The following is a 14,879-nucleotide window of genomic DNA, read 5'->3' as shown; positions in this document are numbered from 1 at the left end:
TTCTCGCGTTCTCTCGGCGTGTTGCGCGTGCCTTCCTCCCTTTCGCACGCCTTCGCACGCCTCCGCCCGTCTCCGCGCGCGGCACGATCCGGGAGCGCCGCTCTCGGGCGGCGGGCGGAAAGGGAGGCGGATCCGGTCGACACGCCGGTCTCGGGCGGCGAACGGAGGAGGCCGGGGCGCGACCTGTCCACGTATCCTCCGTTTGTCACGGCACAGGCCGACGGCGGAATGCCCACACGCCGCCGCCGCACCGCGTGCGTACCATGTCCCTCGTGCGCAGAGTCATCATCCTCGGGTCCACCGGTTCGATCGGAACGCAGGCGCTCGACGTCGTCGCGGCCAATCCGGACCGGTTCCGTGTCGTCGGTCTGAGCGCCGGGCGCAACGCCGACGAGTTGGCGGCGCAGGCGGAGCGGTTCGGCGTCGTGGACACCGCTCTGGGCGCCGACGACTCCGAGCTGCTGGTGCGCTCGGTGGAGGCGGATGTGGTGCTCAACGGCATCACCGGTTCCGTCGGGCTCGGGCCGACCCTCGCGGCGCTGGAGGTCGGCGCGATGCTGGCGCTCGCCAACAAGGAGTCGTTGATCGTCGGCGGGGGACTGGTCAAGCGCGCGGCCGCGCCCGGCCAGATCGTGCCGGTCGACTCCGAGCACTCCGCCATCGCGCAGGCGCTACGGTCCGGCACACGCGAGGAGGTACGGCGGCTCGTGCTCACGGCGTCCGGCGGCCCGTTCCGGGGTCGGTCGCGGGACTCGCTGAGGGATGTCACTCCGCAGCAGGCGCTCGCGCATCCCACGTGGGACATGGGGCTCGTCGTCACGACGAACTCGTCGACCCTGGTCAACAAAGGCCTCGAAGTGATCGAGGCGCATCTGCTCTTCGACGTGCCGTACGACCGCATCGACGTGACGGTGCACCCGCAGTCCGTCATCCACTCGATGGTGGAGTTCGTCGACGGGTCGACGATCGCGCAGGCGTCGCCGCCCGACATGCGCCTCCCGATCTCTCTCGGCCTCGGCTGGCCCGACCGGGTGGCCGACGTCGGAGTGCCCCTCGACTGGACCACGTCGCACACCTGGACGTTCGAGCCGCTCGACGACGACGCCTTCCCGGCCGTGTCGCTGGCGAAGCGCGTCGGCCTGCAGGGCGGGACGTATCCCGCCGTGTTCAACGCCGCGAACGAGCAGGCGGTCGCCGCGTTCCACGCCGGCGCGATCGGCTACCTCGACATCCTCGACACGGTGGAGCGGGTCGTGGATGCGCACGTGCCGGCGGGCGAGCTGACGCGCGAGTCACTCGTCGAGGCGGAACGGTGGGCGCGCCGCAAGGCCGACCAGCTCATCGACCGGAGATAATCGTTCGACCGCACGTCGTCTCCGGGGGGAATCCATGCGCAGGGTGGCCACGCTCATCGTCAGTATCGGCGTCCTGCTGAGCACGGCGGCGTGCGCCGGAGCGCCGGGTTCCGGCTCGACCGCGACGGGCAGCCCCACCGCCTCCACCGCAGGTTCGACGGCGCCGACGGTGGAGCCGATCTCCGCCATCGTGATCCTGGCGGACGGTGTGCGGTTCCAGGCGGGAGCGACAGCGCGCGAGACGATCGCCTTCGACGCCCCCGCCGACGTGGCCCTTGCCGCATTCGCTGACGCGCTGGGACCGCAGAGCGGCTTGAAGGAACACGCGGCGACCAACCACACCCCTCCCACGACGGAGCACCAGTTCGGCGAGGGTGTGGCCGTCCTGGAACCGCACTATGAGGCGGGCGTGGAGAACGACCCGATGATCCGGCCTGTGTGGTCTGTCCGCGCCGGTACCGCGGCAATCGGCGAGGTGCGCATCGGCACGGAAGGCGGGATCGCCGTCGGCTCCCCGGTCGAGGACATCCCGGGCTGGAACGACCCCGATCGGATGGGGACGCTGACGACGAGCACGGGCACCCTGGCCGAGCTGCTGGTCGTCGCGGCGCCCGGGTCGCAGCTCGTCCCTTCCGCATCGTCGGGGGCGTACGGTGTGCTCGCCGTCGCAGACCCCTATCCCGGTCCGATCACGACCCTGATCGCGCCCTCGCAGCACGGCGGCGCCTGAACCGTCATAGCGGTCACCGAGGCGGCTCGCGGCCACTTCCAAGGCGCACGCCGCTAGCCTGAACCCGTGGATTCCGTGCTCCTGTTCGTGCTGGGCGTCGTCATCATCCTGATCGGCGTCGCTCTGTCGATCGCTCTGCACGAGATCGGCCACCTGGTTCCTGCCAAGCTGTTCGGCGTCAAGGTGACGCAGTACATGATCGGCTTCGGCAAGACACTGTTCTCGTTCCGCCGCGGCGAGACGGAGTACGGCGTGAAGGCCATCCCGCTCGGCGGCTACATCTCGATGATCGGGATGTTCCCTCCGGGCAAGGAGGGCGGCCGTGGCCGCAATGCGACCACCGGGTTCATGCAGCAGATGGTGCAGGATGCGCGCGTCGCGAGCTCGGAGACCGTCGCCGTCGGCGAGGAGGAGCGCACCTTCTACCGCCTGCCGGTCTGGAAGCGCATCGTCATCATGTTCGGCGGTCCGTTCATGAATCTCGTGATCGGCGTCGTGCTGTTCGGTGTGCTGCTGATGGGGTTCGGCGCGCCGCAGAGCTCGACGACGCTCGCGACCGTGAGCCAGTGCGTGCTGCCTGCCGGGAGCACCGCCAAGACGTGCCCGGATGACGCACCGCAGGGTCCGGCGGCCGCGGCCGGACTCAAGCCCGGCGACACGATCGTCAGCATCGACGGTCAGAAGATCACCAGCTGGGACCAGTCCACCGCGATCATCCGCGAGTCGGCGGGACGCACCCTCACCGTCGTGCTCAGCCGCGACGGGGAGGAGCGCACCGTCCAGCTGACGCCGGTCGTCAACAAGGTGGCAAAGACGGATGCGAACGGCGCCGTCGTGAAGGACGCCGCGGGCGGCATCGAGACGCTGACCGTGGGGTTCGTCGGCATCGGGCCGGTGGCGAAGCTCGTGCCGCAGCCGATCACGGCCGTGCTCCCGGCGGTCGGAGCGCAGACCGGCGCCGTCTTCAACGTCTTCCTCCACCTCCCGCAGCGCATGGTCGACGTCTGGAACGCCGCCTTCGGCTCCGCCGAGCGCGACCCGAACGGCCCCATCAGCGTGGTGGGCATCGGCCGGGCGGCGGGCGAGCTGACGGCCCTGGACGGAGTCCCCGTCGTCGACAAGGTCTACACGATGATCGGGATGCTGGCATCGCTGAACATCGCGCTGTTCGTCTTCAACCTGGTTCCGCTTCTTCCGCTCGACGGCGGCCACATCGCCGGGGCGCTCTGGGAGGGTCTGCGGCGCACGTTTGCGAAGATCTTCGGCCGCCGCGATCCGGGACCGGTGGACATGGCGAAGCTCATGCCGCTCACCTTCGCAGTCGTCATCGTGCTGGGCGGGATGAGCGTCCTGCTGATGTACGCGGACATCGTGAAGCCGGTCAACCTCTTCGGCTGACATCCAGCCGCCTCCCACCGTGCCGCGTAGGATTGAGCCCGTGGCAGCAATCAATCTGGGGATGCCCAAGGTCCCCGAAACCCTCGCACCCCGTCGCAAGTCCCGTCAGATCCGCGTCGGCAAAGTCCTGGTCGGCGGTGACGCCCCGATCAGCGTCCAGTCGATGACCACGACGCCGACGACGAACATCAACGCCACGCTGCAGCAGATCGCCGAGCTGACGGCATCCGGCTGCGACATCGTCCGCGTCGCGGTGCCCAGCCGCGACGACGCCGAGGCGCTGCCGATCATCGCCAAGAAGAGCCAGATCCCGGTCATCGCCGACATCCACTTCCAGCCGAACTACGTCTACGCGGCCATCGATGCCGGGTGTGCGGCCGTCCGCGTCAACCCGGGCAACATCCGCAAGTTCGACGACCAGGTGGGCGAGATCGCCCGCCGCGCGAAGGCCGCGGACGTGTCGCTCCGTATCGGCGTGAACGCCGGATCCCTCGACCGCCGTCTGCTCGAGAAGTACGGCAAGGCGACCCCCGAGGCGCTCGTCGAGTCGGCCGTCTGGGAGGCGAGCCTGTTCGAGGAGCACGACTTCCACGACTTCAAGATCTCGGTCAAGCACAACGACCCCATCGTCATGGTGAAGGCGTACCGGATGCTCGCCGAGCGGGGCGACTGGCCCCTCCACCTCGGCGTGACCGAGGCCGGCCCGGCGTTCCAGGGCACGATCAAGTCGGCGACCGCGTTCGGCATCCTGCTCGGCGAGGGCATCGGCGACACGATCCGCGTCTCGCTGTCCGCGCCTCCCGCCGAAGAGGTCAAGGTGGGCCTGCAGATCCTGCAGTCGCTCAACCTCCGTGAGCGGAAGCTCGAGATCGTGTCGTGCCCCAGCTGCGGTCGCGCCCAGGTCGACGTCTACTCGCTCGCCGACAGCGTCACCGAGGGTCTGCAGGGCATGAGCGTTCCGCTCCGCGTCGCCGTCATGGGCTGCGTCGTGAACGGTCCGGGCGAGGCCCGCGAGGCCGACCTCGGCGTCGCCAGCGGCAACGGCAAGGGCCAGATCTTCGTCAAGGGCGAGGTCATCAAGACCGTCCCCGAGTCGGAGATCGTTGCGACGCTCATCGCCGAGGCCAACCGTCTCGCCGACGAGATGGAGGACCGCCCGTCGGGCGAGCCCACCGTCAGCGTCGGCGCGCACTGATCTCGGCCGGCCGGCTACCCGTCACCCGGCGGCCGTCGCGTCCGGCTGCTAAGCACCCGGCTGCGCAGCACCCACCGGCTCGAAGTGGATGCGGCCACTCGGGATGTCGGCGGCCGTCACCCGCAGACGCACGCGGTCGCCGGGCTGGACGCCGTCCCAGCGCGGGACGGACGCCGTGACGGCCGGATCGTCGAGCTGCACCAGCACGGTGCCGTTGCGAACGGCGAGCACCGTGGTCTCCAGCACCGCTCCGATGCGCGAGCTGAGGAGCGCAGCCTCCACCCGGTCCACGGCACCGGCGTCCAGCTGCGCGGCCAGCCGGTTCGATGCACCCATGATCGACGGCAGCTCACCGAGCGACGCCCGCGCCCAGTCGGGCACCGGTCGCCCGGCGCAGAGCGCCTCGCAGACGACGAGGCCCCAGCGGTCGACGAGCCGGCGGAGCGGCGCCGTGATGTGGGCATACGGGGCAGCGATGGCCGACTGCTGCGGGTCGGCGGGCGGCTCGCCGTCGAGGACGACGTAGCCCGCCCCGCGGAACAGGGCCGTCGCAGCCTGGAGCACGGCGGCCGCGTGCGGCTGCGCGCGGTCGAGCGAGCGCAGGTACTCGCCGTACGGAATGCCCTCCGCCCACGGCAGCCCGAGGGCGATCGTCTGGGCACGGAACGCCGCGAACGCCTCGGGTGACGGCGCGGGCATCGTGCGCAGGATGCCGATCCGGCCCTCCAGCATCAGTGCAGCGGCCGCCATCCCGGTCAGCAGGGAGAGCTGGGCGTTCCACTCCTCGACCGGGAGCGTGGCGCGCCGCTGGAGGGTGTAGGCGCCGTCGCGGAAGACGATCTCCTCGTCCGGCGTGTTCAGGCTCGCGCCGCCGCGCTCACGCTCGCAGGCGATCCGGAGCGGCCCCACCACGCTCAGCAGTGCCAGCTCCTCCGGTGCCGAGCCGTCGTCGATCGCGGCCTGCGCCTCTTCATAGCTCCACTGGCGACGGGATCGGATGCGGGCGCGCGACACGTGCGCCGAGGTCTGATGACCGGTCGCGTCGAGCGCGATGTCCCAGACGTACGCGCCGCGGACCACATCGGGCAGTAGCGAGCCGGCATCCTCGCCGATCGCCGCCGGGTGCAGCGGGACCCGGCCGTCGGGCGCGTACAGGGTCTGCCCGCGGCGGCGGGCCTCCGCATCCACGGCGCCTTCCGGACGCACGAGGGCCGGCACGTCCGCGATCGCATAGAGCACGCGGAAGCCGTCGGCGGTGCGGGCGAGGTGGAGCGCCTGATCGAGGTCGGTGGATCCGGCGGGGTCGATGGTGAGGAACGGCACGTCGGTGAGATCCGCCTCAGGGAGGGGATGCGCGGCGGCGACCGAGCGCGCCTCCGCCTCGACCGGCTCGAGGAAGCCGTCCGGGAGCCCGAGCTCGTGGCGGAAAGCCGCGAGCGAGGCGGCGAGGGGAGCGGCGGAGGCGGAATCGACGACGCGGGTCCGGCGGTCGGGCATGCCCCCACCGTAGTCTCCACGCGCGTGCGGGCTGTCGCGTGCCCTCTAACATGGAACGGTGCCTACACGCTTGAGCAACTACTTCCTCCGCACCCTCCGTGAAGACCCCTCCGACGCCGAGGTCACCAGCCACCGCCTGCTGGTCCGCGCCGGGTACATCCGCCGCCAGGCGCCGGGGATCTTCGCGTGGCTGCCGCTGGGGTTGCGCGTGAAGGAGAAGATCGAGCGGATCATCCGCGAGGAGATGGCGGCCGCCGGGGCGCACGAGGTGCACTTCCCCGCGCTGCTGCCTCGCGAGCCATACGAGGCCACCGGTCGCTGGGAGGAGTACGGCGACGGCATCTTCCGCCTCAAAGACCGCAAGGGTGCCGACTACCTGCTGGCTCCGACCCACGAGGAGGTCTTCACCCTGCTGGTGAAGGACCTCTACTCGTCGTATAAGGACCTCCCGCTCACGATCTTCCAGATCCAGGACAAGTACCGCGACGAGGCACGTCCGCGGGCCGGACTCCTGCGCGGGCGCGAGTTCACGATGAAGGACGCCTACTCTTTCGACTACACCGACGCCGGCCTCGACACGAGCTACATGGCGCAGCGCGACGCCTACGAGCGCATCTTCACGCGTCTCGGCCTCTCGTACGTGATCGTCCAGGCGGATGCCGGAGCGATGGGAGGCTCGCGGTCGGAGGAGTTCCTCCACCCGACCGTCGTCGGAGAAGACACGTTCGTTCGGTCGCCCGGGGGCTATGCGGCGAACGTCGAGGCGTTCACGACGCTCGCGCCGCCCACGCGCTCCTACGAGAAGCTGACGCCCCAGGAGGTGCTGGACACCCCCGGAACGCCGACCATCCAGTCGCTTGTCGAGCTCGCCAACGAGAAGCACCCGCGGCCCGACGGCCGCTCGTGGACGGCTGCAGACACGCTGAAGAACGTCGTGCTCGCGCTGACGCACCTCGACGGCACGCGCGACCTGGTGATCGTCGGGCTTCCCGGCGACCGCGAGGTCGACATGAAGCGCGCGGAGGTGGCCTTCGCGCCCGCCGAGGTCGAGGCCGCGACGGACGAGGACTTCGCCAAGCATCCCGGCCTCGTGAAGGGGTACATCGGACCCTGGTCTGCCGAGGGCCCCGTCCTGGGCGAGGAGTCCGCGACCGGCATCCGCTATGTCGTCGACCCGCGCGTGGTCGACGGCTCCGGCTGGATCACGGGCGCGAACATCGAGGGCAAGCACGTCTTCGGACTCGTCGCCGGCCGCGACTTCGGCTGGGACGGCGTGGTCGAGGCCGCCGAGGTCAAGGCGGGCGATCCGGCGCCCGACGGCTCCGGACCCGTCGAGCTGGCCCGCGGCATGGAGATCGGCCACGTCTTCCAGCTCGGCCGCAAGTACGCGGAAGCCCTCGGGCTGAAGGTGCTCGACGAGAACGGCAAGCTGGTCACCGTGACCATGGGGTCCTACGGCATCGGCGTGACGCGCATCCTCGCGATCATCGCGGAGGAGAACAACGACGACCGCGGCCTGGTGTGGCCCGAGTCGGTCTCGCCGTTCGACGTACATGTCGTGGCGGCCGGACGTGAGCAGGTCGCCTACGACGTGGCGGAGGAGGTCGTCGCCCAGCTGGAGGACGCCCGCCTCGACGTGCTCTACGACGACCGGCCGAAGGTCTCGCCCGGTGTGAAGTTCGGCGACGCCGAGCTGATCGGCATCCCGCGCGTTCTCGTCGTCGGCCGCGGCGCCGCCGAGGGCCAGGTCGAGTTGTGGGACCGCCGCTCGGGCGACCGCCGGACGCTGTCCATCGCGGAAGCCGTGGCGGAGCTCACGGCGTAGCGGACGAGGGAGCTCAGCCGGTCACGCATCGTCGCCGGCGATCTCCACGTGGATGCGGCGGAGATCCTCCACCAGGGAGCCGATCAGCACCCAGTGGCGCGGGTCGGGCGTCGCGACCGTGAGCGGCGCGGTGAGCACCGGGATACCGGCCGTCTCGGTCCCAGGCTCGACGATCGGTTCGTCAGGGTCGCGCGCCAGCAGCCGGAGGTCGTGGGCCGCGCGATCGAGCTCGTCGGCGATCGCGTGGATGGTCGGTTCGCCCGCGAGGCTGTCGTCGTAGTGGTCGTGGTAGGCCCGCGTCATCCCGAGCGTGCGGTTGATCAACGGCCGTAACCGGTCGAAGAGCTCCTGGTCGTGCTGCAGGAAGACCCGGTGCTTGCGTTGGCGCGGATTCAGCGACAGGCTCTCGTCTGCTGCGGTCAACGCCGCCTGCGCCTTGGTCTCCATCGGGCGGAGCAGCCGCGCCTCGATGAGGAGCGCATCCAGCTCGCCACGGGTGTGCGTCGTGGTCAGGGCGTCCGCCAGGCGCTCGAGAGTCGAGGCGGTCTCGCGCCCGAGCGCGATCACGGCCTGACGTGCAGGCGCCGTCAGCACCGGCGGCACGATGGCCACGTTGACGACGACGCCGATGACCGCGCCGATCACCGTCTCCACGATCCGGGCGAGCGCGTACTCCGGATCGGATGCGCCGATCGCCAGCACCAGCATCGCCGTGATCGGCACCTGGTTCGCGGTTCCGGGCGTCAGCCGTAGCGCCCAGGCGAGGAGGACCGACACGACGACCGCGAGCAGCACGATCCAGCTGTTCGTCCCGAAGGCGAGACCGATCAGGTAGGCGATCACGACGCCGACGATCACGCCGATCGAGCGCTCGATCGCGCGCCCGACGGACTGGTTGACGCTCGGCTGCACGACCAGCAGCGCCGCGATCGTCGCGAAGATCGGCAGTTCGCCGTGCACGAAGATGCTCGCCACCGCCCAGGCGAGGATCATGGCGACGGCGGTCTTCACCACCTGCAGGAACGGCGCGCGGGTGGAGGTGCGGATGGTGGCGGGGAGGGCGATCCCCGCCGGGAGCCGGCTTCCGGACGATCTGGTGCGTGCCACCCCTCAACGCTACCCGGCGGCGTACGCCGTGTAGGCGCGCACCGACCGCTGCAGCTGCGCCTCCCGAGCGGTGCTCAACGGAGCGAACGGCAGAGGCGTGACGCGCCCGCCGTCGCGGCGCCAGGTTCCGACGACCCGGCCGTCGGCCACGATGATCGGCTGGAAGATGCCGTTGTTGCCCGGGACGATCAGCTCCCAGTGCCCTTCGTCGAGGATCGGAGAGCGATCCTGGTATCCGAGCAGGTACTCGTCGAACCCGGGTAGCAGGTGCACCGCGTCCTTCTCGCCGCGGGTCGGGGGAGTGGATGCGGCACGGTCGGCCAGCTCGGCGGTCAGCAGGTACTCCACACCGTCGACCTCGAGGGTCGTCAGCGCATCCCCGAGCACCGCACGCGCCGTCTTCGCGCCCGCGACCGTGCCCTTCGTCCACCACACGAAGTCCTTCACCGTCGCCGGACCGTGCCCCTGCAGGTAGCGGAGGAGGAACTGCGCGACCGCCTCGTCCGGTTCGAGGGCCGGTGGTGCGGGCGCCCACTCGTCGAGGAGCACCAGCGCCTGCGTCGGGTTGCCGTTGCCCGCGCGGACCACGGGACCCCAGCACAGCAGCCCGGTCTGGGCGAGGTAGTAGATCAGGTGGTAGCCGCGCTGGCCCGTGGTGGCTATGCCTGCGTCCTCCCACAGCTGCATCACCTCGGCGCGGCCGATGCTCCCGCCGCCGGTGAGCGCCGCCGTGACGATGTCGGCGGCGCGCGTGAAGTCGGCTGCGGTCAGTTCGAGCTGCTGCTGACGCCGCGCAAGACCGGCCACGATGCGGTCGGTGGTGACCGACAGTATCCAGCGCAGGTCCTCCGGCGGGACGAAGTGCAGTGTTCCGCGCATGGGCCACGATCGGATGATGCGGCCGGCATCGAGCGCGGCCAGCACGTCGCTCTGGGCCGCGCCTGTGGTGCGCAGTGCGAGCGCCCAGCAGCCCGCGGCGAAGTCCTGACCCTGGAGGGCCAGCATGCGCCGCGCGACCGAGGTCACGTCCGACTCGCGCGGTCCGTCGATCGCCTGGGCGAGCCGGCGGAGGCGGAGCAGGTCGGAGCGGCGGGCGGGCATGGGAGTCAGCTTGCCAGGGACCGCCGACACGCGCATCCCGCGCGAGGCGAGGCGCGGTGGGCGCTCCGGGCGGCTAGCGGAGCAGGCCGAGCTCGGTCAGCTGTTCGCTGAGACCGGCGCCGTCCGGCGAGTACACCCACGGCGTCCCGGACAGCTCCGCGTGCTTGTCGGCCTTCGACCGGCCACCCGCGAGCACCGCCTCGCCGCTGGACAGCTGGCGGATGGCCACGGCGGCGACGTTCTCCGGATGCTCCGTGGTGAATTCGCCGTAGAGGTCCTCGTCGTGCTGGCCGTCGTCACCGATGAGCAGCCATTTGAGCCCGGGGAACTCCTCGGCCAGGCGGGCGAGGCTCGTGCGCTTGTGCTCGCGCCCGCTGCGGAACCAGCGGTCGTGCGTCGGGCCCCAATCCGTCAGCAGCAGCGGACCGGCGGGGAAGAGGTTGCGGTTCAGGAACCGGGTGAGCGTTGGCGCGACGTTCCAGGCCCCCGTCGAGAGGTAGATCACGGGTGCGCCCGGATGGGATGCGGCCAGCCGCTCGAGGAGGACCGCCATGCCCGGCGTGGGCACGCGGGCGTGCTCATCCAGCACGAAGGTGTTCCAGGCCGCGAGCAGCGGGCGGGGGAGCGCGGTGACCATCACCGTGTCGTCGACGTCGGAGATGATGCCGAAGGTCGCCTTCGGGTCGACGATGAACACCGGGGCCTCGAACACCCGCGCCGACTCGGAGGTCGAGAGCTTGATCGTGTGCCAGCCGGGCGCGAGCTGAACCGGGACGACCGTGTCGATGACGCCGCCACGGTCGGTGACGACCTCGTGCCGGTCGCCCTCGATCTCGACCGTCACCGTCGTCTCCGCCAGCGGGACGCTGATGAACGAGCGCCAGCCGCGCACCGACTCCTCGCGCTTGCGGTGCAGACGCTCGGCGCGACTGCCCGGCCGCGGGTCCTTCGCGAGCACGACGCGGCCCAGGATGCGCACCCAGCTCGGCGAGCCGTACCCGGTGTACGGGACGATCGTCGCGAGGAATCCGCGCTTGCGAGCGCGGCGCGCGCGGAACTCGTGGAACGCGTCCTCGATGCGCGCGGCGCGGTGCATGATGGGCTCGACCGCTGCGCTACGACGGACGACGGAGTCGCCGGAGACGTGCTCGGGGCGCGATTCGGGGGAGGGCATCTGAGTCATTTTCTCATGGAGTGAACGTGCACACGAATGCATCCCCCAGATCTGGGGGACATTTCTGCGGCGCGTCGAAGGGTATTCCCCAGCGGAAGTGAGGTTTCCCCGAATATGATCCCGTTAGTGCGACGGTGATCCCGTCGCCGGGCTGGGGACCCGCACCACCACCTTGTTCGAGAGAAAGAAGGAGCCGCCCTCGTGCCCATCAACGATCTGGTCGCCGGTCAGAACACCGTCGGAGCGCCGCTCGTGCGCACGGAACCGATCCAGGAGCGCAGCGCAGCGCGCATCGACGCCCTCCTGGACGCCGCCGCCGAAGTGGTCGACGAGATCGGCTTCGATCGGCTCACCACCGCGATGGTGGCCGAACGAGCCGGTGCCTCCATCGGGACCGTGTACCGGTATTTCCCGGACCGCATCGTGCTGTTGCAGGCGCTGCGCGACCGCGCGCTGCTGCGGTACCGCCGCTCGGTCGTCGAGGCGATCGACGCCCAGTCGCCCGAGCACTGGTGGAACGCCGTGGAGTGCGCGATCGACGCGTTCGTCGACATGTTCCGCACCGAGAGCGGCTTCCGCATCATCCGCTTCTCGGGCGCCGAGCGCGCGGGTGCCGGCGAGGAGGACCTCGCCCAGGACACCGGCTTCGCGAATCAGTTCGCGCAGATCCTCGCGGACGAGTACGGGCTCCCGGCCGGAGAGGATCTGGCCTTCCGCCTCCAGGTCGTCGTCGAGATCATGGACTCCCTGATCACGCGCGCTTTCGTGGAGGACCCGAACGGCGACGAGCGCTACATCGCCGAGGCGAGGACGGTCGCCCGCGAGTACCTGGAGCGCCGGTTCGGCCCCGAGTCCTGACTCGGTGACCCGTTCGCCGGATTCTCTTCCGGCGGGAATGTCGGTGGTCGGTGGCAAGTTGCCATCCACACGGGCGCGCGTTCCGAACAAGGAGCGCACGTGCCGAACGGCCGTGACACCGACAGAAGGGGGGCCGGCAGTGCGACCGACCCTGAATGCCACAATTCGACGCATTCCATTGCGCAAACGGCCGGACGCTGTTTGGCTGGGTGAGATGGCCGCATCAGCTTCCGCATCCCGCGACACCGATATCGCAGCGACCCCGGCGACGGGAGCGCGCTCGTGATCGAGTTCCGCGATGTCACGAAGCGCTTCCCGGACGGGACGCTGGCCGTCGATGACTTCTCCCTGGTGATCCCATCGCGCAAGATCACCGTCCTCGTCGGTTCGTCCGGCAGCGGCAAGACGACGATCCTCCGCATGATCAACCGGATGGTCGATCCGACCTCCGGGCAGATCGAGATCGACGGCGAGGATGTGCTGTCCCTGAAGCCCGTCGCCCTGCGCCGCTCGATCGGCTATGTGATGCAGAACTCGGGGCTGCTGCCGCACCGCAAGGTCGTCGACAACATCGCCACCGTCCCGCTGCTCAAGGGCGTGAAGAAGAAGGATGCGCGGGAGCGTGCACTCGAACTGATGGACACCGTGGGGCTCGAGCGCTCGCTCGCCGATCGGTACCCGAGCCAGTTGTCGGGCGGCCAGCAGCAGCGTGTGGGCGTCGCCCGCGGGCTCGCGGTCGACCCGAACATCCTGCTGATGGACGAGCCGTTCGGCGCCGTCGACCCGATCGTCCGCGACGATCTGCAGAACGAGCTGCTCCGCTTGCAGCGCGATCTCGACAAGACGGTCGTGTTCGTCACGCATGACATCGACGAGGCCTTCAAGCTCGGCGACCAGGTCGTCATCTTCCGGAAGGGCGGCATCGTCGCGCAGAAGGGCACGCCCGCCGAGATCCTGGCCGACCCGGCCGACGAGTTCGTCGCGTCCTTCGTCGGCGCCGATCGCGGACGACGGGCACTCCACGTCGAGGAGACGCCGACCGGTTCGGTGCTCGTCGACAGCGACGGCCGCGCCGCGGGCGTCCTCTCCGGCTCGCCGCGTGGCGCCGCCGCTCCCTCCGAGGCAAAGGCCGCGACCGTCTCGGTCGCGGGTGCTCCGGCGCAGGGTGAGGACGCGTCGTGAGTTTCTTGTGGTCGAATCTCGGCCAGGTCTGGAATCTCACGGTCACCCACGTGTGGCTCGCCGCTCTCCCGATCATCATCGGGTTCGTGGTGTCGCTACCCATCGGGTGGGTCGCGAACCGCTATCGCTGGAGCCGCGGTGTGCTGCTGACGATCGGCGGCATCCTCTACACGATCCCGTCGCTGCCCCTGTTCTTCGCGATGCCCGCCCTGATCGGCACGCAGATCCTGTCGCCGCTCAACGTCGTGGTGGCGCTGAGCATCTACGCGCTCGCGCTGATGGTCCGCACGACAGCGGACGCACTGGGCTCCGTTCCCGGTGACGTGCTGCAGTCGGCGACCGCCGTCGGGTTCTCGGCCTGGCGCCGCTTCTGGTCCGTCGAGCTCCCGCTGGCCGGACCGGTTCTTCTCGCGGGCCTCCGGGTGGTGTCGGTCAGCACGGTCAGCCTCGTGAGCGTCGGAGCGCTTCTGGGCGTCCCGAACCTCGGCTACCTGTTCACGGACGGCCTCAACCGGTCGTACACCGAGGAGGTCCTGGTCGGCATCATCCTCATCATGGTGGTGGCGCTCGTCTTCGACCTGATCCTCGTGGGTCTCGGGCGCGTGCTGCTGCCCTGGACGCGATCCAACCGGCGAGCCGGCCGCCTCAGCAGGCGCGCGGCGATGAGGGCGGTGACCGGCGCATGACCGACATCCTGGCCGCCTTCGGGTGGATCGGCGACCCGACCAACTGGTCCGGGCCGAGCGGCATCCCCGCGCGTCTGGGCGAGCACATCGCCTACTCGCTGCTGACGCTGCTGCTCGCTGCGATCATCGCCCTGCCGATCGGTTTCGCGATCGGTCACTCCGGCCGCTTCCGCGGGCTCGCGGTCGGCGTGTCCGGGGCGCTGCGTGCGCTGCCGACACTGGGCCTCGTCATCTACCTGGCGCTGCTCACGACCAACCTGACCATCGTCCCGCCGCTGATCGCGCTCACCATCCTCGCGATCCCGCCGATCCTGGCCGGCGCTTACTCCGGCCTCGAGTCGGTGGACCGCGCTCCGATCGACGCCGCCCGCGCGATCGGGATGACGGGCTGGCAGGTGTTCACGAAGGTCGAGCTGCCGCTGTCGCTGCCGCTCGTGATCGGCGGCATCCGTTCGGGTGGCCTGCAGGTGATCGCCACCTGGACCGTCGCGGCCATCCTGCCGGTCGGCGGCCTCGGCCGATTCCTGTTCGACGGCATCGCCGTCCAGAACTACCCGGAGATCCTGGGCGGCTCCATCATCGTGGTCGCCCTCGCCCTCGTCGCGGACGGGCTGTTCGCCATCGTCCAGCGCCTCGTCGTGCCCCGCGGTGTCACCGCCGGGCGCGTCCGCGACAGCGCCGAAGGAGGCCGCTCCACCGCCCGCCCGGTGCCGGAAGGCGCCCCAACGACCTGACCCGTCCTGTCCAACCCAGCACACCAGCCTCCCGACC

General features: G+C 70.3%; 13 protein-coding genes. 9 read left to right on the top strand and 4 right to left on the bottom strand.

The genetic code is table 11. The annotated features are described in order from the left end of the window. Positions 1 to 263 precede the first annotated feature (263 nt). The 4 genes from BLR91_RS08900 (at position 264) to ispG (ending at position 4,678) form a co-directional block, all read left to right on the top strand. The gene (locus BLR91_RS08900; RefSeq protein ID WP_089875639.1) at positions 264 to 1,355 is read left to right on the top strand and encodes a 1-deoxy-D-xylulose-5-phosphate reductoisomerase; all 1,092 of its coding nucleotides are present in this window, start codon (positions 264 to 266) and stop codon (positions 1,353 to 1,355) included. A 43-nt stretch (positions 1,356 to 1,398) separates the two neighbouring features. Continuing rightward, positions 1,399 to 2,085 (top strand): hypothetical protein, encoded by a 687-nt coding sequence (locus BLR91_RS08895; protein WP_089875641.1) that lies wholly within the window; start codon positions 1,399 to 1,401, stop codon positions 2,083 to 2,085. A gap of 75 nt (positions 2,086 to 2,160) precedes the next feature. Further along, positions 2,161 to 3,483, top strand: a complete 1,323-nt coding sequence (locus tag BLR91_RS08890; protein WP_089881471.1) for a M50 family metallopeptidase — start codon at positions 2,161 to 2,163, stop codon at positions 3,481 to 3,483. Between the two features lie 61 nt (positions 3,484 to 3,544). Beyond that, on the top strand, positions 3,545 to 4,678 hold the full coding sequence (gene ispG, locus BLR91_RS08885) for a flavodoxin-dependent (E)-4-hydroxy-3-methylbut-2-enyl-diphosphate synthase (RefSeq protein WP_018190875.1): 1,134 nt from the start codon (positions 3,545 to 3,547) through the stop codon (positions 4,676 to 4,678). Positions 4,679 to 4,726: 48 nt separating this feature from the next. Here ispG and BLR91_RS08880 read toward each other — a convergent pair whose 3' ends face one another. Continuing rightward, positions 4,727 to 6,175, bottom strand: a complete 1,449-nt coding sequence (locus tag BLR91_RS08880; RefSeq protein WP_089875643.1) for an RNB domain-containing ribonuclease — start codon at positions 6,173 to 6,175, stop codon at positions 4,727 to 4,729. A 58-nt stretch (positions 6,176 to 6,233) separates the two neighbouring features. Between BLR91_RS08880 and BLR91_RS08875 the strand changes: the two genes are divergently transcribed. Beyond that, complete coding sequence (locus BLR91_RS08875; protein ID WP_172823199.1) at positions 6,234 to 8,000, top strand: proline--tRNA ligase; 1,767 nt, start codon at positions 6,234 to 6,236, stop codon at positions 7,998 to 8,000. A 21-nt stretch (positions 8,001 to 8,021) separates the two neighbouring features. Here the strand turns inward: BLR91_RS08875 and BLR91_RS08870 are convergent, their stop codons facing one another. From BLR91_RS08870 to BLR91_RS08860, 3 genes are all read right to left on the bottom strand, one after another. Then, positions 8,022 to 9,107, bottom strand: a complete 1,086-nt coding sequence (locus BLR91_RS08870) for an FUSC family protein (RefSeq protein WP_089875647.1) — start codon at positions 9,105 to 9,107, stop codon at positions 8,022 to 8,024. Positions 9,108 to 9,116: 9 nt separating this feature from the next. Continuing rightward, the gene (locus BLR91_RS08865) at positions 9,117 to 10,208 is read right to left on the bottom strand and encodes a winged helix DNA-binding domain-containing protein (protein WP_231918864.1); all 1,092 of its coding nucleotides are present in this window, start codon (positions 10,206 to 10,208) and stop codon (positions 9,117 to 9,119) included. 73 nt (positions 10,209 to 10,281) lie between these two features. Continuing rightward, positions 10,282 to 11,382: an App1 family protein gene (locus BLR91_RS08860; protein WP_018190880.1), complete on the bottom strand. Its 1,101-nt coding sequence runs from the start codon at positions 11,380 to 11,382 to the stop codon at positions 10,282 to 10,284. 201 nt (positions 11,383 to 11,583) lie between these two features. Between BLR91_RS08860 and BLR91_RS08855 the strand changes: the two genes are divergently transcribed. From BLR91_RS08855 to BLR91_RS08840, 4 genes are all read left to right on the top strand, one after another. Further along, positions 11,584 to 12,240, top strand: coding sequence for a TetR/AcrR family transcriptional regulator (locus BLR91_RS08855; RefSeq protein ID WP_089875651.1), 657 nt, complete (start codon positions 11,584 to 11,586; stop codon positions 12,238 to 12,240). A 282-nt stretch (positions 12,241 to 12,522) separates the two neighbouring features. Then, positions 12,523 to 13,422: an ABC transporter ATP-binding protein gene (locus tag BLR91_RS08850; protein ID WP_018190882.1), complete on the top strand. Its 900-nt coding sequence runs from the start codon at positions 12,523 to 12,525 to the stop codon at positions 13,420 to 13,422. Beyond that, entirely contained in the window at positions 13,419 to 14,108 is a 690-nt protein-coding gene (locus BLR91_RS08845) for an ABC transporter permease (protein ID WP_018190883.1), read from the top strand. The genes BLR91_RS08850 and BLR91_RS08845 overlap by 4 nt, the downstream gene beginning before the upstream one ends. Then, on the top strand, positions 14,105 to 14,842 hold the full coding sequence (locus BLR91_RS08840; protein WP_089875654.1) for an ABC transporter permease: 738 nt from the start codon (positions 14,105 to 14,107) through the stop codon (positions 14,840 to 14,842). The genes BLR91_RS08845 and BLR91_RS08840 overlap by 4 nt, the downstream gene beginning before the upstream one ends. The last annotated feature ends 37 nt before the right edge of the window (positions 14,843 to 14,879 follow it).

Source organism: Leifsonia sp. 466MF, from assembly GCF_900100265.1.
In the GTDB taxonomy this organism is placed as follows: domain Bacteria; phylum Actinomycetota; class Actinomycetes; order Actinomycetales; family Microbacteriaceae; genus Leifsonia.
This window is presented reverse-complemented; position numbering and strand designations above follow the sequence as displayed.

Bases quoted from the DNA above. Each gene is read 5' to 3' on its own strand.
- BLR91_RS08900 (WP_089875639.1), top strand. From the start codon at position 264: ATGTCCCTCGTGCGCAGAGTCATCATCCTCGGGTCCACCGGTTCGATC.
- ispG (WP_018190875.1), top strand. From the start codon at position 3,545: ATGCCCAAGGTCCCCGAAACCCTCGCACCCCGTCGCAAGTCCCGTCAG.
- BLR91_RS08880 (WP_089875643.1), bottom strand. From the start codon at position 6,175: ATGCCCGACCGCCGGACCCGCGTCGTCGATTCCGCCTCCGCCGCTCCC.
- BLR91_RS08865 (WP_231918864.1), bottom strand. From the start codon at position 10,208: ATGCCCGCCCGCCGCTCCGACCTGCTCCGCCTCCGCCGGCTCGCCCAG.
- BLR91_RS08860 (WP_018190880.1), bottom strand. From the start codon at position 11,382: ATGCCCTCCCCCGAATCGCGCCCCGAGCACGTCTCCGGCGACTCCGTC.
- BLR91_RS08840 (WP_089875654.1), top strand. From the start codon at position 14,105: ATGACCGACATCCTGGCCGCCTTCGGGTGGATCGGCGACCCGACCAAC.